Raw genomic sequence first — 23,203 nt, forward strand, 5'->3', positions numbered from 1 at the left:
TCACCTGCGCCACCTCGACACGAGCATCTCGACCGTCGCGCCCTTGATCGCCCGGCTGCCGGGAACGGTGCCGACGACCGTGCCCTTCTTCCAGTGCGACCGCACCCGCTTGCCGACGACGGGCTTGAACCCGGCCGACTTGAGCCGGGCGGTGGCCTTGGCGACCGAGAGACCCTCGACCTTCGGGATCTTGATGCCCTTGCCGTTGACGACAGCGGCACCAGGACGTACGAAGTTGGCGGAGCCCAGCTTGTTGTCGACCGCCCGCATCGCGTCGGCCCACATCGGGCCGGCGACGGTGGAGCCCGAGGCCGAGGCGACGTAGCCGCCACGGAGGCGCTGCCCGTTGAGGGTGACCCAGTTGCCCTCGTAGTTGGCACCGGCGATCATCGACGCGGTGGCGAGCTTCGGGGTGTAGCCGTTGAACCACACCGCGCGGTTGCTGTTGGTGGTGCCGGTCTTGCCGGCCGACGGCACGCTCAGCGCGAGCTTCTGCCCGAAGCCGCCCGGCTGCAGCACACCGCGGAGGATGTCGTTCATGGCGTCTGCCGTGCTCGGCCGCATCACCTGCTCGCAGGAGGAGGCGTACTCCTTCATCGTCTTCCCGTCAGGGCCGATGATCGCGGTCACCGGGCGCGAGTCGCAGTGCTTGCCGCGGGCGCCGAACGTCGCGTACGCCTCGGCCATCTCCAGCGGGGACACATCGACCGGTCCGAGGGTGAACGACGGCACCCGCTCGTGGGCGGGATCGGTCAGGCTGATGCCCATCTTCTTCGCGAGCGTGTAGGGGGCGCAGACGCCGGTGAACTGCTCGAGCCGGACGTAGAAGGTGTTCACCGACTCCCGGGTGCCGGTGTAGAGGTTCTTGTTGCCCGAGGTGGTCGAGTTGCCGACCGGGTAGGGGTTCGGGCTGAAGTTGCCCTGGCCGGGGCAGTTGGCGAAGGACGCCTGGTTGAACGTCTTCTTGGGCGGCGACGGGATCTCCTGCCGGAGCGGGAAGCCCTTCTCGATCGCCGCGGCGCCGACGAAGACCTTGAACGTCGAGCCCGCTTGGAAGCCGTTGGCGTCGCCGTACTCCTTCGGCACCAGGTAGTTGAGGTAGGACTCGCCCTTCCTCCGGTTCTCCCCCATCGGCCGCGACTGCGCGAGCGCCTTGACGTTGCCGGTGCCGGGCTCGACCATCGCCAGCGCACCGACCGCGTTGTCGGTCGGCGAGACACGACCGCTCACCGACCGCTGCGCCGCCTTCTGGAAGCTCGAGTCCAGGGACGTCTTGATCGTCAGACCGCCGGTCTGCAGCAGCCGCCAGCGCTCGGCCTCGGTCTCGCCGAGCGACTCGTCGGCGAGCAGCCACTGCAGCGCGTAGTCGCAGAAGAACTCCGCCGACGACCCGAAGCAGCCGTTGCGGCTGTCCTGCACATTGAGCCCGAGCTCGCTCTCCTTGAGCTTCTCGGCCTCGGCGCGCGGGAGGTCGCCGACCTGGGCCAGCCGCTCGAGCACCAGGTTGCGTCGAGCCACGGTCGCGTCGGGGTAGTCGGTCGGGTCGTAGCCGGTGGGGTTCTTCACCATGCCGGCGAGCATCGAGGCCTGACCCCAGGTCAGGTCGGCGGCGTCGACGCCGAAGTAGTGCTTCGCGGCCGCCTGCACACCGTAGGCGGAGTCACCGAAGTACGCCGCGTTGAGGTAGCGCTCGAGGATCCAGTCCTTGTCGTGGTGCTCCTCGAGCCAGATGGCGTAGCGGAGCTCGCGGATCTTGCGCGCCGTGGACTTCTCGGTCGCGGCGGCACGCTCCTCGTCGGTGTCGGCGCCGTAGACGAGCGTGGTCTTGACCAGCTGCTGGGTGATGGACGAACCACCCTGCACCGAACCCGACTCCGAGGCCGAGTTGCGCAGCAGCGCCCGCAGCGTGCCCTTGAGGTCCATCGCGCCGTGCTCGTAGAAGCGGGTGTCCTCGATCGCGAGCAGCGCCTTCGGCATGTTGGCCGAGATCTGGTCGAGCACCTTGTAGGACCGGTTCTGGTCGTAGAGGGTGGTGATCACCTTGCCGTGCGCGTCGAGGATGCGAGTCGTCTGCGACAGCTCGCCCATGTCGATGTCGAGCGGCAGGTCGTTCATCGCCTCGACCCCCGACTTGGCCGCGACCCCGGTCAGGTGGACGAACGGGATCGCCATCCCGGAGGCGACCAGGCCCGTCGCCGCCGCGACACCGATGAAGGCCGCGAACCGCATCACGACGCGATGGAACGGCAGGGAACGGACGACTTTGCGCGCCAAGATGGGGGCTCCTACCCGGGCCTCGAGCCAGGACCGGCGAGGGTTGCGAAACGATCGGAGAACAGGTCTTTCAGGATACCGGAAAGGCCAACACCGCCCACGGTCGATGCGCCACACTTCTGCCTGTGAATCCCTCGGTCTCCGGCGTCGCCGTGGCATGGCGACCCGGAATCGCCGACCTCCTCCAGACGTACGCCGCGGCCGGCCGTCTCGGGTTCACCGAGGTGATCGCAGAGAACACCGCGCCGATGCAGATCCCGCGGGCCGTCCTGGAACTCGGCGTCCCGGTCGTCGCCCACGGCGTCACGCTGGGCCTGGCCGGCGCCGACCGCCCCGCCACGGACCGCCTCACCCGGCTGGCCGAGCTCGCCGAGGCCCTCTGCAGCCCGTTCGTGTCCGAGCACGTCGCCTTCGTGCGGGCGAGCGACTCCCCCGACCCGCTCCATGGCGACGTCCTCGAGGCCGGCCATCTGCTGCCGCCGCCGCGTACGCCCGACTCGCTCGACGTGCTCGTCGACAACATCCGGATCGCGCAGGACCAGCTGCCCGTGCCGCTCGCGGTCGAGAACATCGCCGCCACCTTCACCTGGCCCGAGGACACCTTCAACGAGCCCGACTTCCTCACCGAGCTCGTCGAGCGCACCGGCGTACGTCTCGTTCTGGACGTCGCCAACCTCTACGCCTCCGCGACCGCCCGCGGCTCCGACCCGGTCGCCGATCTCGCCCGCTTCCCGCTCGACGCGGTCGCCTACCTGCACGTCGCCGGCGGCACCGAGCGCGACGGTCTCTATCTCGACACCCACGCCCATCCCATGCCACCGCCGGTGCTGTCGCTGCTCACGACCGCGGTCGAGGCGTACGCCGGGCGCCCGCTCCCCGGGATCATGCTCGAACGCGACACCGACGTGTCACCGGAGACCGTCGACCCCGAGTTCACCAAGCTCACCGAGGCGGTCCTCACCCGTGGCTGACATGCCCACCTGGCTCATCATCGTGCTCGCCGTCATCTTCCTGACGCCGGTCCTGGGCCCGATCCTGATCGTCCTCATCAGCTTCATGATCGACCTCGACGGCGAACACGAGAGGCGAAAACGCACCGATGACGGCAAGCACATTCATGAGCGAGGCGGCTGCGGCGGCGACGGTGGCAGCTGCGGCGGCGGCGACTGAGTCCGGGCTGAGTCCGCGCTGAGCAATCAGGCCTTGGGCAGATCGGCCCCGCCGGTCACCGGCGCCTGGTGCTCCGGGTAGGCCGACTCGGCCGAGCCCTCGTCGACCAGCGTGGTGCGGCCGAAGGCCTCGCCGAACGGCGTCAGGTGCACCGATCGACGCACGATCTTGGCGAACTTCACCGAGCGAAGCGCGTCCAGCACGTCGGGCTGCGCCTCGAGGACCTGGTATTCCAGCGGGTCGGGCAGCGGCTCCTTGGAGAACCACACCAGCCCGAGCCGGAACAGGTTGTTCAGGTAGGCCGGCACCCGCTCCGGATAGCGCACGCCGCTACGTCCGGCGATCATGTTGAGCCCGGGGGCGATCATGGTGCTGCCGACGAGCCCGGTCGGCCCGCCGGTGCGAATGTCCACCGACGGCTGCGGCCCCGCCTGGAGCAGATAGAGCAGCATCCGCGCCTCGTCGGGCGCGAGCTCGTCGAGGATCCGAGCGTACGCAGGGTGTCCCTGCTCGTCGGCCCAGACGTCGCGGGAGCGGTCGAGCAGATCGGCTCCGCGGCGGCGCAGCACAGGCAGTGAGTCCTCGGATGCCTCGGCCTCCCGCGTACGGGCGAGCACGACATCGTGGCCGGCTGTCTCGTAGTCGGATGCGGAGAGCTCCATCACCGGCCTCGACCCGGGCCGGATCATCCGGGCGGCGGTGCCGGCGACGATCCCCACGGCCTCGGCCGTCTCCCGCACCAACCCGTCGCGTACGTCCTGGTCGACCATCGCCCGCGCCACCCGGAAGCCGGCGCGGCTGGACGTGCGTAGCCCCCACCCGGCCGTCTGCCAGGCAGCGCCTGCCGCCACCCGCGCCAGGCCGGGAGCGGTGCCGGCCACGGCGGAGGCGGTCGGGACGACCTTGCCCAAAAGGCTCATGTCGCCACCTCCGTAGCGCAAGCGCCAGAATACGGACGCGGCGCCATGATGGATTCCATGATCACTCGCTGACGCTCGCTCATGTCGGAAAGATTAGAAGGTGCAGGAAGCCGCCGGCGAGCCCCATGATCGCGCCATGGGCGTAGAGCATCCATTCGTCCTCCTTGATCGCTGACCTCATCATGTCCACGAAGTCACCCGGCGGGAGCTCCTTGGTGCGCCGCGCGACCAGGTCGCGGATCTTGTCTGCCTGGTGACGGCTGAAACCGGGATCACGGAACGGCACCAGCGTACGATCCGCCGCCTCGTTGGCGACCGAGGTGCTGATCCGGTCGAACCGCTCCGACCCGAGCGCGATCCGCACCGCCCCCCGGTAGGGCCCGGCCGCCCGGTCGACAGCGGGCATCAGTGCGTTGATCAGCAGCTTTCTGGTGGCGTCGCCGCGGGGGCCGTCGAGCAGGAAGTCGCCGATGCGCTCGAGCGTGATCACGTCGGTGGCGATGATGTCGGCATAGACCTCCGCGGCCTGCTCCTGGCGGCGCGGGAAGAGGCCCTGCACCTTGATCCCCAGGATGCGACGGGGCTCGGCGGGCTCGAAGATCAGCCACATGCCGAGGAGGTTGGTCACCCAACCGACGATCACGCCCATCACGGGCAGCATCCACCAGATGTGGAAGGTCTGGTCGATCAGCGCCACCGGGATGCCGAGCAGGAACCCGAAGATGAAGCCGAACGCGACCATCAGGTTGAGCTCGCGCTGACCGAAGTCGCGGAAGATCCTGACCACGAGGGCAGGGTTGTTGCGGAAGTGGTCGATGACCATCAGCTTCGGGTCGAGCAGCTGATTGATGTGCACCCCGATGTCGTCGGTGACCTTGTGCACGATCGAGGGGAGCTGTGCCTGCACCCGAACGGTGATCGCGTCCTTGACCGCCCGCGGCAGGTCGCGCCAGAGCCGGGGATGCTCGCGCATCATGATCTGGTCGACGAGCTCGGGCACCTCCGGGCGGAAGGTCTCCACGATGTGCGTGGCGATCTCCGAGGGGCCGAGCTGCTGGTAGAAGTCGCTGGGGGTGCCGAGCTTGGCGATCGCCTTGTCGACGGCGATCGAGCCCATCTTCGCGGCCCGGGCGGGGATGATGCCCTGCCAGCCGAGCCCGCCCTGGGCGAAGCCCGGGACCTCCTGCAGCTTGTGCGGCAGCACCCTGGCCAGCTCGCGCAGCCCTGGGACCTGGAACCCCTTGAAGTTGAGCGGGGAGAAGAGCATGTAGAGGCCCGACCAGTTGATCAGCCAGCCGATCACCCCGGTGAAGATCGGGATGGTGATCAGCGAGAGCCAGTGGACATGGGCAGCCCAGTCCTCGAACCAGCTGACCAGCGAGTCCTGCCACTCCGGCGACATTCGAGCTCCTTCCGCCAGAGTTCCAGACCGTCGGTATGCGTACCCTACCCACAGGCGAACGCACACACCCCGAAGCGTCTGCTATTCGGTTGACGCTTCCGTCGCCGCACTGGGCGGAATCTCGTGGCTCGGCAGCCGATGGAGGTCCTCGGCATCGGCGAAGCAGGCCCGGGCGAAGTCCTGTCCGAAGGGGGTCAGGTGGATCGAGCGCCGCTTGATCCGGGCGCCGCCCGTGGAATGACAAGCCTCGAGTACGTCGGGCTGTGCCTCGACCACCTGATAGCGGATCAGCTCGCTGACCGGCTCCTCGGACTGCCACACCAGCCCGAGCCGGGCCAGGTTGTTGAGGTACTGCGGAACCAGCGACGGGTAGCGCGCGCTGGCCTGCGCGCCGATCATCGTCAGACCCCGGGCGATCATCCGCGATCCACGCAGGTGGCCGATCAGGCCGCCCTCGACCACGTCGACCGCCGGCTGCGGGCCACCCTTGAGCATCAGCACCAGGATGCGGGCCTCGTCGGGCGCCAGCTCGTCGAGGATGCTGGCGAAGGCCGGATGGCGCTCGTTCTCGTCCCACACGTCGCGCGAGCGGCGCAGCAGCTCCTCACCGCTCCGCCGCAGTCGGTCGGGTCCGTCGCCGGGATCGGCGCCGTTGACCCGCGCGGCACGACCTTCCATCGCCGCCTTCGCGTTCTCGGCCGCCGGAAGCGCGAAGCGCTCCAGCAGACCGGTGACCGGGTTGCCCGTCGCGACCCGCTTTGCGAAGCCGGTCACCTGGCGGGCGCCGGACGCCACGTCCTCGGTGAGCCGCACCGCCTCGTTGGGATCGACGACCGCCTTCGCCACCCGACCGACCCCACGGGCGTACGTCCTCAGGCCCCACCCGGCGGTGTGGGCCACCGTCACCGCGGAGATCCTGAGCAGACCCGGTAGAACGTCCGTCGCCTCGTCGAGAAGACCGCCGCTCGGCGCCGGTGTGGGCATGCGGTGCATCCCCTCGCGGCCCTGCACGAGCTCCTCGGTCGGCTCGGTCGAAGGGGTGACGACGTCGCTCTCCGGTCGGAGAGCCCCTGGCTCGGTGTTGATGTGCAGGGCGCTCACAACACGTTCCACCATTCGAAGACTGCCACGTGCAGAAACCCGCCCGCCAGCCCCATGATCGCCCCGTGGGCGTAGAGCAGCCACTCGTCCTCCTTGATCGCCGCTCTCATCATCTCAACGAAGGTCCTCGGTGGCAGAGCCCGGCACCTGTCGGCGATCAGTCGGCGGATGTTGCACGACTGCTGCTGACTGAAGGCGGCGTCGCGTAGCGGGGTCAGGGTGTACTCCACCGCTTGCTCGGCGACCGAGGACCGGATCGCGTCGAACCTCCTGGTCCCGACCGCGACCCGGACCGCGCCATGGGCCGGTCCGACCGCCGCGTCGACCGCCGGCTCGAGGGCGGCGGCCAGCATCTGGCGGGTGCGGTCGCCGGAGGGCCCGTTGAGGAGGTGCTCGCCGATGTGCTCGAGCGTGATCACGTCGTTGGCGATGTGCTTGCCGTAGACGTCGGAGGCCTGCCACTGCCGCCGCGCGAAGAGCGCCTGGATCTTGATCGGGCCGATCCGCTTGGGCTCGGCGGGCTCGAAGATGAGCAGCATGCCGAGCAGGTTGGTCGTCCAGCCGACCAGTACACCGAGGATCGGCAGCAGCCACCAGATGTGGAAGGCCTGGTCGACGACGGCGACCGGGATTCCGAGCAGGAACCCGAAGACCGCGCCGAAGACGACCATCATCCGCAGCTCGCGGGCGCCGAAGTCCTTGAAGATCCGCACGATGATCGAGGGATCCTTCTCGAAGTTCTCGATCACCATGATCTTCGGGTCGAAGAGCTGGTCGATGTGGTTGCCGATCTCGACCGTCACGTCGCCGACGACCTCCGGGAGCCGGGCCTGGACCCGCTCGATCACCGTCGCGCGCAACGGACGCGGCAGGTCACGCCAGAACCGCGGGTGCTCGCGCCACATGATCTCGTCGACCAGGAACGGGATCTCGGGACGGAAGACGTCGACGATGTGGGCGGCGATCTTGTCCGGCTCGAGCTGCTCGTAGAAGTCACGGGCCGTCGCCATCTGCGACAGCGCCCGGTCGACGGCGATCGAGCCCATCTTCGCTGCCCGCGCCGGCACGATCCCCTGCCAGCCCAGACCACCGCGGAGGATGCCCGGGATCTCCTGGATCTTGCGGGGCAGCGAGCCGGCGATGTGCTGGAGCCCCGGCACGGTGATCCCGTGGAAGCGGATCGGGGAGAAGAGCATCCACAGCCCCGACCAGTTGATGAGCCAGCCGATCACGGCGGTGAAGACGGGTATGGACCAGAACGCGAACCAGTCGATGTCCCACCCGGAGAGCACGTCGACGACGCTAGACACGGGACCCCTCGTATTTCGGTCAGTGAGTCTCCCTCTTGTCCGGAGACTGCACCGATCGACACGAAGGCGCGCCGAGAGTCACCGAGCTGGGAGATAGCGCCTGCGCCGTGCGCAGGCGTCACTTCAGATCCTGCCTGATCACCTGGGTTCGGTCCAGAGCGACGCACGCAACGGGAGTCACATCTGTCACGGCGTACAGGCAATTGCTGCACTTCTCAGGTGTTGCATTGCCGGAGAAGTGCAGCGATACCCGGTTAACCGGGTATCGCTGCACCTCGACCCCCAAAACGTGGAAGGACCCGGTGGGTCCGTCTCGGGTCGGCACCACCGGGTCCGCCGCGCGTGCCCCGACCATATGGGGGTTGGTCCGACACTCGCGGCTTGCTCATCAGTATGCGGGCAGTGGACCAACATCGGTTTTACCCGAAATCCACAACTCGCCAACAAATCTGTCAAGCGATCAGTTAGGAACGTGCTAACCGTGCTGCCGCCGCCAGACCACGATCGCCTGTCCGGGCGGCGCCTGCCGAACCGCGGGAAGCCTGCTGGCCGGGACCTGCGGCTCAGGGGCGGCCGCCCTCGCCTGGGCGAGCGCCTCGCGGGTGGCGGCCAGCTCGTGCAGCAGCTCCTCGTTGCGCCGGCGCAGGGCGTCGACGTGCTGCTCGAGAGCCAGGATGCGACGCACGCCCTCGATGCCGATCCCGGCCCCGGTCAGGTCCGCGATCGAGCGCAGCCGCTCGATGTCGTGGAAGGAGTAGCGCCGCCCGCCGCCCCCGGTGCGGCCGGGGGTGATCAGGCCCATCCGCTCATAGGTGCGCAGCGTCTGCGGGTGCAGCCCGGTCAGCTCCGCGGCGACGCTGATCACATACACCGCGGCATCCGGAGACGGGCTGCCGAATCCGTCGCTCATCATGACTCCTCGAGAAGAGACGTACGCAGTGGCTTGCTGGCCATCGCCGTCCGATAGGCCTCGACTGCGGCCTTGGCGTCGGCGTCGAGCACGGCCGGGATGTGCACCTCGACGGTGGCGAGCAGATCGCCGATGGTGCCGTCGGCACGCCGGAATCCCTTGCCCCGGACCCGGAACGTACGTCCGTTGGGGGTGCCGGCGGGGATCCGCAGCGTCACCGGCGAACCGGAGAGCGTCGGCAGCTTCACCTCTGCTCCGAGCGCCAGCTCGTCGAACCCGACGGGCACGTCGATGGTGAGGTTGTCGTCCTTGCGGCCGAAGACGCGGTGAGGCGTCACGTGCACCGTGACGTAGAGGTCGCCGGAGGGTCCCCCGTTCTCCCCGGCGGCACCCTTGCCCTTGAGCCGGATCCGCTGCCGGTCCTTGACCCCGGCAGGGATACGAGCCTGGATGGTGCGCGCCGAGGTGCCGCGGCCGGAGCCTCGGCACGTCGGGCAGGACTCGTCGTAGATCAGCTGACGGCCCCCGCAGCGCGGACAGGTCTCGTTCATCGAGAACGCACCGCCCACGGAGTTGACCACGTAGCCCGCGCCTTCACACTCCGGGCAGACCCGCGGCTTGGTGCCGGGCTTGCCGCCCGTGCCGTTGCAGTCGGGACAGGCGGAGTCCGAGGTCAGGCGCAGCGAGATGGTCACGCCGTCGAGCGCGTCGGTGAACCCGATCGTGGCACTCGTCTCGACGTCGGCACCCTTGATCGGCCGGGCCCTCGGGGTCGTACGCCGCCCGCTGAAGCCTCCGCCGGCGCCACCGGCACCGCCGAAGAGGTCACCGAACATGTCGCCGAGCCCGCCGGCCTGGGTGCCGCCGGCACCGAAGAGGTCGTCGAAGTTGTAGCCGCGGCCGGCGCCCGCGCCGCCGAAGCCACCCGGGAACCCGCCGGAGGCGCCGAGAGTGCGCACCTCGTCGTACTTCTTGCGCTTCTCGGGGTCGCCGACGACGTCGTAGGCCTCGGCGACCTTCTTGAACTTCTCGTGCTTGGCGTCGTCGCCAGGGTTGGAGTCGGGGTGGTTGGCCCGCGCGAGCTTGCGGTAGGCCTTCTTGATGTCGTCGCTCGAGGCGTCCTTCTTGACGCCCAGCTCGGCGTAGTAGTCCTTGTTGATCCAGTCCGGCCGGATCCCGTCGTTCTCTGCCACCTAGCCCCTCCTCCCTTCTTCTCGGCAGACGAGCCTGTCGATGTCTCGACAGGCTCGTCTGCCCATCGTTGTCACTCCGGGTCGACGACCAGGACCTGCGCGGCCCTGACCACCCGGTCGCCGATCATGTAGCCGGCCTTGGCGACCAGCTTGACCGAGGTCTCCTCGACCTCCGGGTCGGTGCCCATGTGGCTGAGCGCCTCGTGAAGGTTGGGATCGAAGACGTCGCCCGGCTCGGCGAACTTCTTCAGACCCAGGTTCGTCACGATCTTCTCGAGCTGGTCGGCGACGGCCTTGAAGCCGCCTTCGACCTCGCCGTGCTCGCGGGCACGGTCGATGGTGTCGAGCACCTCCACGATCGGAGTGAGCACCTTGTAGGTCGCGTTCTGCGAGACCAGCTCGCGGTCACGGTCGACCCGCCTCTTGTAGTTGACGTACTCGGCCTGGAGACGCTGCAGATCGGTGGTCAGCTCGGCGACCCGCTTGTCGATCTCATCGGCGGCATCGCCGAAGTCGACCTCGGTGTCGTCCTCGGCAGCATCCTCAGCAGCGACCTCGGCCTCGTCCTCGGCCGCCTCGGCGGAGCCATCCTCGTCGGATCCGGCCTCGGCAGCGTCGTCCGAGTCCGAGGCGTCGCCCTCAGGGGCGTCCGCCTCGGAGTCCTCGGTCGGCTCCTCGTCCGCCTTCGTCTCAGGGTCGGTCTCGGGCGGCGGGGTCTCGGAGGTCGTCTCCTCGACGGCCTCGCCCGCCCCGCCGGGGCGGCGCTTCGTCACTTCTTGTCGCCCTCTTCACCCTCGACAGGCTCGTCGACGATCTCGGCGTCGACGACGTCGTCGTCGGCCTCGCCGGTCGCACCTGTCGCGCCGCCGGCAGCGGACTGCTCGGCCTCGGCCGCGGCGTACATGGCCGCACCCATCTTCTGCGAGGACTCACCGAGCTTGGTGATCGCCGCCTGGATGGCGTCCTTGTCGGCCTCGCCCCCATCGGGTCCAGTCTCGAGGACCTTCTTCAACGCGTCCAGGTCGGCCTGCACCTCGGTCTTCACGTCGTCCGGGACCTTGTCGCCGGAGTCGGTGATGAACTTCTCGGTGGTGTAGACGAGGCTGTCACCCTGGTTGCGGATCTCGATGGACTCGCGACGCTTGGCGTCCTCCTCGGCGTACTGCTCCGCCTCCTTGACCATGCGGTCGATGTCGTCCTTCGACAGCGCGGAGCCGCCGGAGATCGTCATGGACTGCTCGCGGCCCGAGGCCTGGTCCTTGGCGGAGACGTGCACGATGCCGTTGGCGTCGATGTCGAAGGCGACCTCGATCTTCGGCACACCACGCGGCGCCGGCGGGAGGCCGGTGAGCTCGAAGTTGCCCAGCGGCTGGTTCTCCGACCACATCGGGCGCTCGCCCTGGGCGACCTTGATCTCGACGCTGGGCTGGTTGTCGTCAGCCGTGGTGAAGATCTCAGAGCGCTTGGTCGGGATGGTGGTGTTGCGCTCGATCAGGGTGGTGAAGACACCGCCCTTGGTCTCGATGCCGAGGCTCAGCGGGGTGACGTCGAGGAGCAGTACGTCCTTGACCTCGCCCTTCAGCACGCCGGCCTGCAGCGCGGCACCGACGGCCACGACCTCGTCGGGGTTGACGCCCTTGTTGGGCTCCTTGCCACCGAGCAGGCTCTTGACCAGGTCGGTCACGGCCGGCATCCGGGTCGAGCCGCCGACCAGGACGACGTGGTCGATGTCCTTGAGAGCGACGCCCGCGTCCTTGAGGACCGACTCGAACGGCTTCTTGGTGCGGTCCAGCAGATCAGCGCTGATCTTCTGGAACTCCGCCCGGGTCAGGGTCTCCTCGAAGTGGAGAGGGCCGGACTCACCGTGGGTGATGTAGGGCAGGTGGATCGAGGCGTTCTGGCTCGAGGAGAGCTCGATCTTCGCCTTCTCGGCGGCCTCCTGGAGGCGCTGAGCGGCGATCTTGTCGGCGGCCAGGTCGACGCCGTTGGCGGACTTGAACTTCTCGACCATCCACTTGACGACGGCGTTGTCCCAGTCGTCACCACCGAGGTGGTTGTCGCCGGAGGTCGCCTTGACCTCGACGACGCCCTCACCGATCTCGAGCAGGGACACGTCGAACGTGCCGCCACCGAGGTCGAAGACGAGGATGGTCTGGTCGTCGCCCTTGTCGAGGCCGTAGGCCAGCGCCGCGGCGGTGGGCTCGTTGACGATGCGGGAGACGTTGAGGCCCGCGATCTCACCGGCCTCCTTGGTGGCCTGACGCTGCGCGTCGGAGAAGTACGCCGGGACGGTGATGACCGCATCGGTCACCGGCTCACCGAGGTAGGCCTCGGCGTCGCGCTTCAGCTTCTGCAGGACGAACGCGCTGATCTGCTGCGGCGTGAAGTCCTTGTCGTCGATGTTCACCTTCCAGTCGGTGCCCATGTGACGCTTGACGGACCTGATCGTGCGGTCCACGTTGGTGACGGCCTGGCGCTTGGCGACCTCACCGACCAGCACCTCACCGGACTTGCTGAACGCGACCACGGAAGGCGTCGTACGGGCGCCTTCGGCATTCGCGATGACGGTGGCCTCGCCACCCTCCAGAACCGAGACGACCGAGTTGGTGGTCCCGAGGTCGATACCGACGGCACGTGCCATCTTTGCTACCTCCGCTTGTTGAAGCTGTGTGTATGTGGGCGCCGCTCAACGGCTGACGCTGAGTCTTGCAAACAAGTTGAGTCGATTCAACTCAACTTCGTTCACTCCCCACAACGAAGACCCTACGCCCACTATTCCAGCCCCAGCCAAAAGCACGCCGAGTCGGCTCATCCTGACCGAAAACCCCGCCGAGTCGGCTCGTCATGACGAGCCGACTCGGCGTGTGTTTGCGTCAGAACGGGCCGACTCGGTGGCAATGGATCAGAAGGACGGGATCCAGTCGAAGGTGTCGGGGTTGGGGCCGGAGCGGCCGGACTCACCCTTGTCGAGCGCCGCGAGGGCGGTGATCTGGTCTGCGCTCAGCTCGAAGTCGAAGATCGCCAGGTTCTCCTCGAGCCGCTCGCGGCGTACGGACTTGGGGAAGACGATGTCGCCCCGGTCGATCTGCCAGCGGAGCAGGACCTGGGCGGGCGACTTGCCGTGCGCGGAGGCGATCTCGGCGACCACCGGGTCGGAGAGCTCCCCGCCGCCCTGCCCGAGCGGCGACCACGACTCGACCTTCGCGCCGTGGGCGAGAGTGGCGGACCGGGCGTCCTCGTTGGTGAAGTAGGGGTGGACCTCGATCTGGTTGACCGCCGGGGCGACGCCGGTCTCGGCGACGATCTTGTCGAGGTGGTCGGGCTGAAAGTTGGAGACGCCGATGGAGGTGGTCAGGCCCGCCTCACGCAGGCCGACGAGGGCCTCCCAGGTCTTCGCGTACGTCCCGTCGTACTGCGTCGGGAGCGGCCAGTGGATCAGGAACAGGTCGACGTGGTCCAGGCCGAGCAGCATCAGAGACCGCTCGAGCGAAGCCTTGGCCTTGGCGGGGTCGTGCTGGGAGTTGTTGAGCTTGGTGGTGACGTAGACGTCCTCGCGGGCGAGTCCGGCGGTCTTCAGTGCGGCGCCGACGCCCGCCTCGTTCTGGTACATCTGCGCGGTGTCGATGTGGCGGTAGCCGACCTCGAGGGCCTGGCTGACAACCTGCTCGGTCTCGCCTTCGGGAACCTGCCAGACGCCGAGACCGAACTGTGGGATCGAAGTGCCGTCGTTGAGCTTGATCGTGGGAACCGTCATACCCACATACAACCAAGTGAGTCGCGACCTATTCCACCCCTTGGCTCCAGCTTGGCTCCAGCTTGGCTCCAGCTTCAGCCGATCGTCACGGTCACCACGTTGGAGTAGGCGCCGGTGTCGATGTCCTTCATCCGGAACATGTGCTTCCCGATCCGGCCGGTCTGGATCGCGGTGGAGAACTGCTCGCCGGTCACCGAGACGTCGGGGATGCCGAACTCCTCCCAGCCCTCGCCTTCGTCCCGCTCCAGCCGAAGGATCGCGCCTTCGCCGCCGGGGTAGATGCCGGTGATGTCGATCCGCTCCATCGGCTTCGCCACGACGACGCCGGTCTGAAGAGTGATCTTCTTCGCGGGCTTCTCGTCGGCGGCCGCGGACGAGGAGCTCGTGGAGGCGGAGACCGACCCGGCCTTCTTCTCGGGAGCGCTCGTGGGTGAGGCGTCGAGCGTGATCGCCGGACCGGTGGCGGTCTTGGTCGGCTTCGGCGACGGCGCGTAGAGCGACGCGCCCGCATCGGGGTCGGTGGCCTGGTCGCTGGCGGCACCATCGCCACCGAGACCCAGGATGTTGGCACCGACGAACATCCCGATCCCGACGATCAGCCCCACCCCCACGGCGACCGCTACCAGTGCCGTGACCCCGGCTGCGATCGGATGCCGCTTCCCCTGCTCCACGTGTGCTCCTCAGCCCAGAAACCTGCGATGGTGACAATTCAGCCACACGTTCACACCCGGCACCAGGAATTCAGCTGATCAGCTCCTGGCGGCGCGCGATGGCGGCCGCCTCCGTACGGCTCCCCGCGCCGAGCTTCCCGAGGATGTTGGAGACGTGCACGGAGACCGTCTTCGTCGAGATGAACAGCTGCTTGCCGATCTCGCCGTTGCTGCGTCCCGCCGCGACCAGCGTCAGGATCTCGCTCTCCCGAGGCGTCAGGGACGTCGGCGTCGCCTGCTGCTGCTTGACCGCGGTCGCGCCGAGCGACCTCAGCTCGTCGAGCAGCGGCTGCAAGCCGAGCCGCTTCGCGGTCTCCCTGGCCTTGTCGGCAGTCGCCCGCGACCCGGGGACGTCGCCTGTGGCGCGCTGGATGACGGCGTACGTCGTGCGTACGGCGGCCAGTCCCGGAACGTCGCCGTAGGTCTCGACCTGCTGCTCCGCGCGCGCCCACGCCGCCAGCAGCGACTCCTGAGCCGGCGCGTCGATGCCGGCCAGCCAGTGGACACGGAGCACCTCCGCCTCCAGCCGCGCGGCCCAGGCACGACCCTCCGGACCCCACTCGCCGGGCTGATACTGGGCGACCACCTGCTCGCCGTCGCTGCGCAGCCCGTCGACGGCCTCGACCAGGGCGGGCCACTGGACCGCCGGCACCGAGGGCAGCATCTGCGCGATCGCGGAGGCGGCCACGACCGCCAGCCGCACCCTGCCGCCGAACCACTCGGTCCAGAACTGCGAGAGCGTCTCGACGGTGTCGGCATAGATCGCGAAGACGGCGGCATGGTCTCCGGCGCGACCCGCGGCGACCATCTCCACGGTGGCGCCGTAGAGCGCGATCAAGCCCTCCTGGGTCCAGTAGGGACGCAGCGCTGCGGCCGCCTCACCGACCGACGCTCCCTGCGCCTGCTCCATCATCATCCGGAGCATGTCGAGGAGCGCGACCGGGATCGGCGGCGCGTCGGGCAGGTTGCCACCGGTCAGCGCCAGCGCCTCGTCCCAGTCCCCCAGGACCATCTGCATCCGGACGATGTCGGAGCGGGCCGCGGCAGCGTAGGGCGACCACTGCAGCGACTCCCCGCCGGTCTCCTCGATCACCGCACGGAACCACCTCAGCGCCTCCGCGTAGTCCCCGGCCTCGTCGTAGGAGCGGCCGAGCGCGAACAGCCCGCGGCTGACGGCGTACGTCGACCCGACCCGCCGCGCCTGGTCGATGGTCTCGCGCAGCACCTGACGGAAGCCCTCCACCTTGTCGCCGCCACCGCGGCCGGTGCGTACCTTCAGCATCGACAGGCTGGTGGCCATGTCGGAGGCCAGCTTGGAGAGGCTGTGCCGTTCGGCGATCTCGATGCCTTCCAGCCCGACCGCCTCGGCCTCCTCGATGCGGCGATAGGCGACCAGCGTCCGGGTGCGCACGGCGAGGACCGCGCACCGCGCTTTCGGCTCGGCGTCGTCGGGCAGCGCGTCCATCGCGTCGCGGGAGTGGGTGAGCGGGTCGCCGTTCTCCATGGCGTGCGCCGCCTCGGCCCGGGTCGCCAGCAGCAGCGCCCGGCCGACCGTCCGGCCGGCTGGGATCGCGTCGAGCCGCTCGGCCAGGATCGCGTCGGCGCGCGAGGGCAGCCCGGCGAGGATGAGCGTGTCGGCAGCCCGCTCGTAGACCCGGTCCAGGTCGACCCCGGCCGCCTGGGCGACCTTCGGGTCCGCGGCGAGACCGAGCGCCTTCTCGTAGTGGTGGGCCGCCTCGCCCACACCGCTGACGTTGCGGGCCTCCTCGGCCGCGGCGATGCGCGCGCGCAGCGCGGTCGCGAGATCGCCGGCGTGCTTGGCGTGCAGCGCGAGCTCAGCGGCCGCACCCAGCCCGGGGGTCTCCTTCAGCACCTCGGCGAACCGGGCGTGCAGCCGCACCTTCTCACCGGGAAGCAGGTCGTCGTAGACCGCCTCGGCGAGCAGCGCGTGGCGGAACGTGTAGCGCGAGCCCGTCGGCTCGAGCACCTTCTGCTCGACCGCGGTGCGCAGCGCGTCGTCGAGCTCGTCGGTCTTCATCTCGGTGACCGCGGCGAGCAGCTCGTGGGTCACGCGGCGGCCGGCGATCGAAGCGGTGCGGACCACGCTGCGAGCAGCGCCGTCGAGCCGGTCCAGGCGCACCAGGAGCAGGTCGGCGAGGTCGACAGGGAGGTCCTCGTCGCAGCCGGCCTGCACCAGCTCCTCGACGAAGAAGGCGTTGCCCTCGGCTCGGCGGACGACTCGTTCGGCGTCGACCTTGCCGCTGGCCAGCTCGTGGACCAGGCGCCGCACCGAGTCGTCGGAGAGCGGCTCGAGGACGATCCTCTCGACGTCAGGAAGACGGCCCCATTCGCCCACCTGGCGGCGCAGCGGGTGGCGGCGGTGGATGTCGTCGGCGCGGTAGGACACGACCATCGCGACCGGACCGCTGTAGGGCCGGGTGAAGAGGTAGGTCAGCAGGTCACGGGTGGACTGGTCGGCCCAGTGGGTGTCCTCGACCACGACCAGCAGCGGCGCCTTCTCCGCGGCCGCCTCGAAGAGCGTGTGGACGGCGTCGAAGAGCTGGCCCCGGTCGGTCCCTGCCGCGGCGGAGCCCGGGTTGGCACCCATCACGCGGCGTACGGGCCTCAGCCTGGCCAGTGCCGGATAGTCGGCCGCCACCCGCTCGACCACCTCAGGCAGGTCCGCGACGATCCGGTCGAGGATCTCCGAGAACGGCATGTACGCCACTGCGCTCTCGCCGAAGTCGACGCAGTGTCCAGCGTGCACCTGCCAGCCGTCGGTCACCGCGCCGTCGCGCAGCGCGGTGAGCAGGCGCGTCTTGCCGACGCCGGCGTCACCGGCGAGGAGGACGTGCTGGCGCCGGGTGTCACCCATCGACTCCACCCCGAGCAGCCCGGTGAGGGTCCGCAACTCCGAGTCGCGACCTACGAAGGACCGAGCACTTTGCGCCATGCCCCCTATCATCGCGCCTCCGGGCCCGGGATTCTCCTGCATTACCGTCGCCCGAGGACTCAGTTGTGTATCGAGTCCATCCGGCGCGGACGACGGCGCTTCACCTGGCGGGCGAGCCGGTCGGCGGCAGCCGCGCCGCGCATGCTCTGACGGCGGTACGCCACTTCGGCGTCGTAGCTGATCTGGGTGTTGTAGGTCATGTATCCAGAGTCGGCTCCTGAGGTAGGGCCGGACATGAGGCGCCTGCCTTAGGAGTACGTCAGAGGTGCCTCATTCGGTCGTGATCCGGGTCACTCCACGAGTCCACGGCGTCGTCCGATGGCGGCCGCCTCGGTGCGCCCGGAGGCGCCGAGCTTGGCCAGGATGTTCGAGACGTGGACCGAGACGGTCTTCGTGGAGATGAACAGCTGCGTGCCGATCTCGCCGTTGCTCCGCCCGGCCGCGACGAGGGCGAGGATCTCGCTCTCCCGGGCGGTGAGCCGGCCGGACGGACCGGCACCGGACCGCTGCGGCGTCGTACCGAACGTACGCAGGTGCTCGAGCAGCGGCTCGGCGCCGAGTTGCTTCGCCGACTCTCGGGCCTGGTCGACCAGCTCCCGTGCGCCGGCGGCGTCACCGCCCGCACGGAGGATCTCGGCCAGCCGGGCCCTCGACCAGGCGAGCTCGTGGACGTGCGGGAAGACCTGAAAGGCGGCCACTGCCTTCCGCCAGGCATCGACGAGCTCCTCCTGCTCGGGCGGATCGATGCCGGCCAGCCAGTGGACCCGGAGTCCCTCGGCCACCAGGCGTGCGGTCCACGCCTGGCCCTCCAGACCCCAGGTCGGCCTCGCCTCGGCCGGTCGCATGCCCGCAGCGACGATGCGGTCCACCTGAGCCGTCACCTGCCGGCGCTCACCGACCGGAAGCCCCGGGATCGCGGCGCTGATGGCGCTGACGGCGACGGCAGAGAGCCGGGTGTTGCCGCCGAACCACTTACCCCAGGTGCGGCCGAGGGTCTCGACGCCTGCGTCGTAGGCCTCGAGGATCGTCTCCACATCACCATGCGCACCGGCGGCCTTGATCTCCACCGGCACCGACTCGCTCGCGGTAGCCACCTCCTGCTTCCACGACGGCCGCAGCCGTCGCGCCTCCGCCCCGCGGTCCGCGCCCCGGTCCTGCTCGATCATCAGCCGGTTGGCCTCCAGCCACGGCGACAGGGCCGGCGGGATCCCGTAGGCCTCGGTGAGCGCGAGCGCCTCGTCCCACCGGCCGATCTTGTAGAGGTGGCCGAGCCAGGCGGTCCGGGCGTCGAAGGAGTACGGCGCCCACGGCACGCCCCGCTCGACGCCGAGCAGGAAGGCGCTGCGGTAGCTCTCGCCGGCCTCCTCGAGACGGTCGGCGGCGTCGAGGGCGAAGGCGAGCTGGATCCGAGCCCGCAGCTCCGGGTGCAGCGCACCGGCCTTGGCCGCTCTGGCCACGGCCGCGCGGAGAGGCTCGATCCGGGCCTGCGGCGGGCGGCCCCAGGTCCCGGCCAGGGTCGCCGAGACCTCCGCGGCGAGACCGGTCCGGCCGAGCTCCTCGGCCAGCGCCAGCGCCTCCTGGCCGGCCCTCTCGGCGTCGTCGTGACGGCGGTAGATCATCAGCGTCCGGGCGTACGCGGCGAGCAGACGAGCGCGCACCAGCGGCGGGGCGTCCTCGGGGAGCGCGGCCATCGCCGCCTCCGCGAGCGCCCCCACCTCGACATCGTTGACGTAGGCGAAGCTGGTCTCGATCTCGACCGTCATCAGCTGGGCGCGCCACAGTCCGGGCGCATCGAGCGGAAGCGACTCCCGCTGCTCACGGGCCAGCTTGCCGGCCCGATCGGCATGCCCGGCGGCGACCATCGCATCGCTGGCCTTGACCACCAGATCGACGAGGCGCTGGGTGTCATGGTCGGAGGCGGCGTGACCGGCGAGCTGGGCGATCGCCTGCTGATAGTGCTGGGAGGCCTCGTCGGGGCCGCCGGTGGCTGCCGCCTCGTCTCCCGCCTCGATCCCGGCGCTGAGTGCGGTCTCGTGGTCGCCGGCAAGACGCGCGTGGCGGGCAAGTCCGGCCGCGCTACCGGTCGTGAGATCGCCACGCAGCGCCGCGACGTAGCGCTGATGGAGCCTGACCCGCTCCCCCGGAAGCAGGTCGTCGTAGACCGCCTCGCCGAGCAGCGCGTGCCGGAAGAGGTAGTAGCCGTCCTCGCGCGGCACCAGGATCGCGCGCTCGATCGCCTGCCTCAGCCCGGCGTCGAGCGTGGCCCGATCGAGGCCGGCGACGGCCTCGAGGAGCTCGTCGCTGACGTTGCGCCCGGCGGCGCTGGCGGTGTCGACCACCTCGCGGGCGGTCGCGTCGAGCTGCTCGAGCCTGACCAGGAGCAGGTCCGCGAGGTCCCAGGGCAGCTCTTCGGCGCCCGCCGCCTGCACCAGCTCCTCGACGAAGAAGGCGTTGCCCTCGGCGCGGCGTACGACGCTCTCCACGTCGATCCCCAGATCGCCGGCGAGCTCTGCGACCAGGAGGCGTACGTCATCGTCCGAGAGCCGCCCGAGATGGACCCGCTCGACCGACGGCAGCCGGGTCCATTCGGCGAGCTGGCGGCGCAGCGGGTGGCGGCGGTGGAGGTCGTCGGCGCGGTAGGAGGCGACGATCGTGACCGGGCCGATGAACGGCCGGGTGAAGAGGAAGGTGAGCAGGTCCCGGGTGGACTGGTCGGCCCAGTGGGTGTCCTCGACGACGACCAGCACCGGAGCCTTCTCGGCCGCGCGCTCCAGCAGCGCGTGGATCGCGGCGAAGAGATTGCCTCGGTCGAGCGCCTCCTGGTCGGCGGTGTCAGCCCCGCCGAGCACACGGGCGACCGGCGCCATCCGCAGGAGCGCCGGATGCACGTCAGCCACCTGCGCCACCACCTCAGGCAGCGCGGTCGTGATGTTGTCGAGGATCTCGGTGAAGGGGAGGTAGGCCTCAGCGCTGTCGCCGAAGTCGAGGCAGTGGCCGACGAACGTCTGCCTGCCGTCCGCGACGGCTCGGCCGCGGAGCTCGCGCAGGATCCGGGTCTTCCCGACACCGGCGTCGCCGGCGAGGAGCACATGCCTGCCCTTGGCCGCTCGCGCGTTGTCGACCAGCCCGATCAGCGTCTCCAGGTCGGCATCACGTCCGACAAGCCTCTCGGCACTCTGCGCCATGAGGGTCATCATCGCGCCTTTCGTCGCCGCCGGGTCGGCCGAGGGGTCGACACCGCCGGGCCCCGGACGTGAAACAACGCCGAGCGGGATCTCTCCTGCTCGGCGTTGTCGGTCCTGCGCCTGCATCTCAGCGGGTGCGGTCGCGCCGTGCCTGACGGGCCTGGTTGGCCCGCTGGCGCTTGGCCAGGTCCTTCTGGATCTGCTGGCGGCGGTACTTGACCTCTGCTTCGTAACCTGCGGTGGTGTACATCTCGATCTCCTGCTGGTTTGTCCTGCTGGGGTTTCCTGCTGACATCGAGAACACTCCTCTGCTGAGGTAGGTACCGGGATCGGTCGCGCGCCTTAGTTCTCACCACCGCCACCTCGCTTCCCGACCTAGGTGTGATGCCCAGGCACGTTGGTCGAGATCGTGTGACGACACGATCTGAGGTGTAGATGGGTGAAGGCCTCCCTGGTGTGGAGTGGAGCTGTCTAGGAACCAGTGCCGCCACCAGGAGATGCCTTCATGTCCCACGCTACCCATGCCAACGCGGCTTTGACCCCTCGCGCCCGCCTGCGACTCGCCCGTTTGATCGTCGAGGACGGCTGGCCGCCCGCTCGCGCCGCTGAGCGATACGACGTCTCTTGGCGTACGGCGAAGAAGTGGGCTGACCGCTACCGCGACGAGGGGCCGGCCGGGATGCTGGACCGGTCCTCGGCGCCACACCATCAGCCGAACCGGACACCGGCACCCGTGGTCCGCAAGATCGTGCACCTGCGCTGGAAGCAGCGACTCGGACCGGTCGAGATCGCCAGCCGACTCGACATGCCTTCCTCGACCGTTCACGCCGTCTTGGTCCGCTGCCGGATCAACCGCCTGACTCACATCGATCGGGCCACCGGCGAACCGATCCGCCGCTACGAGCACGAGAAGCCGGGCCACCTGATTCACGTCGACGTCAAGAAGCTCGGCAAGATCCCCGACGGCGGCGGCTGGCGCTACGTCGGTCGCCACCAGGGCAGGCGGAACAAGGCCCTCACCGCCGAGCGGACCGGACAGCGCAGCAAGCGGTTCGATCCACTGACGGGGACCTGCTATCTGCACACCGTGATCGACGACCACTCCCGCGTCGCCTACGTCGAAGCCCACGACGACGAGACCAAGGAGACCGCGACCGAGGTCCTCAAGAACGCGGTCGCCTGGTTCGCAGAACGCGGCGTCACCGTGACCAGGGTTCTCAGCGACAACGGCAGCTGCTACCGCAGCCGCATGTGGCTCGAGACCTGCGCGAACCTCGGGATCGTCCCGAAGAAGACCCGTCCCTACCGGCCACAGACCAACGGGAAGATCGAGCGCTTCCACCGCACCCTGGCCGAGGGCTGGGCATTCAAGAAGTTCTACAACTCCGAGTCAGCCCGACTCGCGGCTCTGCCAGCATGGGTCCACGAATACAACCACCACCGGCCCCACTCAGCAATCGGGAAGGCCGCACCCATCACCCGGTTGAACAACCTGGCTGGGCATCACACCTAGGCCACGCGCTCGGCGCCTTAGACGAGACACTTCACCTATGGAGTTCTCCGAGGTCGTACGCCGCCGCAAGATGGTCCGCAGCTACACCAGCGATCCCGTGGATCCTGAGGTGCTCGACAGGATCCTGCACAACGCCACCCGGGCACCGTCGGCCGGCTTCTCCCAGGGCTGGGCCTTCCTCGTGCTCGACACCCCCGAGGACGTACGCCGCTACTGGGAGGCCACCGCCCCGAGCGTCAAGGCCGGCGACGACCCCGACGCGTGGCTGACCGGGATGATGCAGGCACCGGTGATCGTCATCCCGTGCTCCTCCAAGGCGGCCTACCTGGACCGCTACGCCGAGCCGGACAAGGGCTGGACCGATCGCGACGAGGCCCACTGGCCGATGCCCTTCTGGCACATGGACACCGCGATGGCGACCATGCTGATCCTGCAGACCGTGGTCGACGAAGGTCTCGGTGCGCTGTACTTCGGGATCCCGCCGGAGGCCGACGCGGCGGTTCGGCTGGCATTCGACATCCCGGATACGTTCGACCCCATCGGGGCCGTCACCATCGGGCATCCTGCTTCTGGGGGTGCCAAGGGGTCGCCTACTCGGCGTCAGCGGGTTTCGCTCGGGGATGTTGTTCATCGTGGGCGGTGGTCTCCGCGCTGATCGAACCGCCGCGGCCAACGGGCTCGTCCCGCTCGTCGAACCGCCGCGGCCAACGGGCTCGTCCCGCTGATCGAGCCGCCGGAGCCGCTAGGCGGAGGCGTGTCGAGACCTGCCTCCCGCTGGTCGAGCCGCCGGAGCCGCTAGGCGGAGGCG

Annotated in this window: 19 protein-coding genes; 4 read left to right on the top strand and 15 right to left on the bottom strand. The window is 69.2% G+C overall.

The window, feature by feature from the left end; all coding sequences use genetic code 11:
- Positions 1–2,274 carry a transglycosylase domain-containing protein gene (locus tag BJ988_RS21765; protein WP_179659985.1) on the bottom strand — a complete coding sequence of 758 codons (2,274 nt, stop codon included), beginning with the start codon at positions 2,272–2,274 and terminating at the stop codon, positions 1–3.
- 125 nt (positions 2,275–2,399) lie between these two features.
- On the opposite strand from BJ988_RS21765, the gene BJ988_RS21770 reads away from it, so the two are divergent.
- Both BJ988_RS21770 and BJ988_RS21775 read left to right on the top strand, forming a co-directional pair.
- Positions 2,400–3,245: a multinuclear nonheme iron-dependent oxidase gene (locus BJ988_RS21770; protein ID WP_179659986.1), complete on the top strand. Its 846-nt coding sequence runs from the start codon at positions 2,400–2,402 to the stop codon at positions 3,243–3,245.
- Complete coding sequence (locus BJ988_RS21775) at positions 3,238–3,444, top strand: hypothetical protein (protein ID WP_179659987.1); 207 nt, start codon at positions 3,238–3,240, stop codon at positions 3,442–3,444. The genes BJ988_RS21770 and BJ988_RS21775 overlap by 8 nt, the downstream gene beginning before the upstream one ends.
- Before the next feature lie 26 nt (positions 3,445–3,470).
- Here the strand turns inward: BJ988_RS21775 and BJ988_RS21780 are convergent, their stop codons facing one another.
- From BJ988_RS21780 to BJ988_RS31100, 14 genes are all read right to left on the bottom strand, one after another.
- Complete coding sequence (locus BJ988_RS21780; RefSeq protein WP_218861038.1) at positions 3,471–4,364, bottom strand: Abi-alpha family protein; 894 nt, start codon at positions 4,362–4,364, stop codon at positions 3,471–3,473.
- Positions 4,365–4,443: 79 nt separating this feature from the next.
- A complete protein-coding gene (locus BJ988_RS21785) occupies positions 4,444–5,766 on the bottom strand; it encodes a DUF445 domain-containing protein (protein WP_179659988.1) in 1,323 nt (440 codons plus the stop codon).
- Between the two features lie 81 nt (positions 5,767–5,847).
- The gene (locus tag BJ988_RS30190) at positions 5,848–6,867 is read right to left on the bottom strand and encodes an Abi-alpha family protein (protein WP_218861040.1); all 1,020 of its coding nucleotides are present in this window, start codon (positions 6,865–6,867) and stop codon (positions 5,848–5,850) included.
- Positions 6,864–8,177: a DUF445 domain-containing protein gene (locus BJ988_RS21795; RefSeq protein ID WP_218861041.1), complete on the bottom strand. Its 1,314-nt coding sequence runs from the start codon at positions 8,175–8,177 to the stop codon at positions 6,864–6,866. The genes BJ988_RS30190 and BJ988_RS21795 overlap by 4 nt, the downstream gene beginning before the upstream one ends.
- Positions 8,178–8,652: 475 nt before the next feature.
- Positions 8,653–9,087: a heat shock protein transcriptional repressor HspR gene (locus BJ988_RS21800; protein ID WP_179659989.1), complete on the bottom strand. Its 435-nt coding sequence runs from the start codon at positions 9,085–9,087 to the stop codon at positions 8,653–8,655.
- Entirely contained in the window at positions 9,087–10,280 is a 1,194-nt protein-coding gene (locus BJ988_RS21805; RefSeq protein ID WP_179659990.1) for a DnaJ C-terminal domain-containing protein, read from the bottom strand. The genes BJ988_RS21800 and BJ988_RS21805 overlap by 1 nt, the downstream gene beginning before the upstream one ends.
- Positions 10,281–10,351: 71 nt before the next feature.
- Positions 10,352–11,053, bottom strand: coding sequence for a nucleotide exchange factor GrpE (gene grpE / locus BJ988_RS30195; protein WP_179659991.1), 702 nt, complete (start codon positions 11,051–11,053; stop codon positions 10,352–10,354).
- Positions 11,050–12,921 carry a molecular chaperone DnaK gene (gene dnaK, locus BJ988_RS21815; protein WP_179659992.1) on the bottom strand — a complete coding sequence of 624 codons (1,872 nt, stop codon included), beginning with the start codon at positions 12,919–12,921 and terminating at the stop codon, positions 11,050–11,052. Before dnaK ends, grpE begins: the two co-directional genes overlap by 4 nt.
- A gap of 261 nt (positions 12,922–13,182) precedes the next feature.
- A complete protein-coding gene (locus BJ988_RS21820; protein ID WP_179659993.1) occupies positions 13,183–14,034 on the bottom strand; it encodes an aldo/keto reductase in 852 nt (283 codons plus the stop codon).
- Positions 14,035–14,108: 74 nt separating this feature from the next.
- Positions 14,109–14,705 (bottom strand): hypothetical protein, encoded by a 597-nt coding sequence (locus BJ988_RS21825; RefSeq protein WP_179659994.1) that lies wholly within the window; start codon positions 14,703–14,705, stop codon positions 14,109–14,111.
- Positions 14,706–14,775: 70 nt separating this feature from the next.
- Positions 14,776–17,697 carry a helix-turn-helix transcriptional regulator gene (locus BJ988_RS31095; RefSeq protein ID WP_179659995.1) on the bottom strand — a complete coding sequence of 974 codons (2,922 nt, stop codon included), beginning with the start codon at positions 17,695–17,697 and terminating at the stop codon, positions 14,776–14,778.
- Between the two features lie 59 nt (positions 17,698–17,756).
- Complete coding sequence (locus tag BJ988_RS21835; RefSeq protein WP_179659996.1) at positions 17,757–17,897, bottom strand: hypothetical protein; 141 nt, start codon at positions 17,895–17,897, stop codon at positions 17,757–17,759.
- A gap of 90 nt (positions 17,898–17,987) precedes the next feature.
- Positions 17,988–20,882, bottom strand: coding sequence for a helix-turn-helix transcriptional regulator (locus BJ988_RS21840; RefSeq protein ID WP_179659997.1), 2,895 nt, complete (start codon positions 20,880–20,882; stop codon positions 17,988–17,990).
- A gap of 127 nt (positions 20,883–21,009) precedes the next feature.
- Positions 21,010–21,132, bottom strand: coding sequence for a hypothetical protein (locus BJ988_RS31100; protein WP_281365490.1), 123 nt, complete (start codon positions 21,130–21,132; stop codon positions 21,010–21,012).
- A gap of 255 nt (positions 21,133–21,387) precedes the next feature.
- Here BJ988_RS31100 and BJ988_RS21845 point away from each other — a divergent pair, with 255 nt between their 5' ends.
- Both BJ988_RS21845 and BJ988_RS21850 read left to right on the top strand, forming a co-directional pair.
- The gene (locus BJ988_RS21845; protein WP_179659998.1) at positions 21,388–22,395 is read left to right on the top strand and encodes an IS481 family transposase; all 1,008 of its coding nucleotides are present in this window, start codon (positions 21,388–21,390) and stop codon (positions 22,393–22,395) included.
- A gap of 37 nt (positions 22,396–22,432) precedes the next feature.
- Positions 22,433–23,050, top strand: coding sequence for a nitroreductase family protein (locus BJ988_RS21850; protein ID WP_179659999.1), 618 nt, complete (start codon positions 22,433–22,435; stop codon positions 23,048–23,050).
- Positions 23,051–23,203: the final 153 nt, after the last annotated feature.

This window comes from Nocardioides panzhihuensis (assembly GCF_013408335.1).
GTDB lineage: Bacteria > Actinomycetota > Actinomycetes > Propionibacteriales > Nocardioidaceae > Nocardioides > Nocardioides panzhihuensis.

What these genes read in the sequence shown, in the direction of transcription:
- BJ988_RS21835 (WP_179659996.1), bottom strand. Translation starts at nt 17,897, where the DNA reads ATGACCTACAACACCCAGATCAGCTACGACGCCGAAGTGGCGTACCGC.
- BJ988_RS21840 (WP_179659997.1), bottom strand. Translation starts at nt 20,882, where the DNA reads ATGGCGCAGAGTGCCGAGAGGCTTGTCGGACGTGATGCCGACCTGGAG.
- BJ988_RS31095 (WP_179659995.1), bottom strand. Translation starts at nt 17,697, where the DNA reads ATGGCGCAAAGTGCTCGGTCCTTCGTAGGTCGCGACTCGGAGTTGCGG.
- BJ988_RS21785 (WP_179659988.1), bottom strand. Translation starts at nt 5,766, where the DNA reads ATGTCGCCGGAGTGGCAGGACTCGCTGGTCAGCTGGTTCGAGGACTGG.
- BJ988_RS21820 (WP_179659993.1), bottom strand. Translation starts at nt 14,034, where the DNA reads ATGACGGTTCCCACGATCAAGCTCAACGACGGCACTTCGATCCCACAG.
- BJ988_RS21800 (WP_179659989.1), bottom strand. Translation starts at nt 9,087, where the DNA reads ATGAGCGACGGATTCGGCAGCCCGTCTCCGGATGCCGCGGTGTATGTG.
- BJ988_RS21850 (WP_179659999.1), top strand. Translation starts at nt 22,433, where the DNA reads ATGGAGTTCTCCGAGGTCGTACGCCGCCGCAAGATGGTCCGCAGCTAC.
- BJ988_RS21845 (WP_179659998.1), top strand. Translation starts at nt 21,388, where the DNA reads ATGTCCCACGCTACCCATGCCAACGCGGCTTTGACCCCTCGCGCCCGC.
- BJ988_RS21780 (WP_218861038.1), bottom strand. Translation starts at nt 4,364, where the DNA reads ATGAGCCTTTTGGGCAAGGTCGTCCCGACCGCCTCCGCCGTGGCCGGC.
- BJ988_RS31100 (WP_281365490.1), bottom strand. Translation starts at nt 21,132, where the DNA reads ATGTACACCACCGCAGGTTACGAAGCAGAGGTCAAGTACCGCCGCCAG.
- dnaK (WP_179659992.1), bottom strand. Translation starts at nt 12,921, where the DNA reads ATGGCACGTGCCGTCGGTATCGACCTCGGGACCACCAACTCGGTCGTC.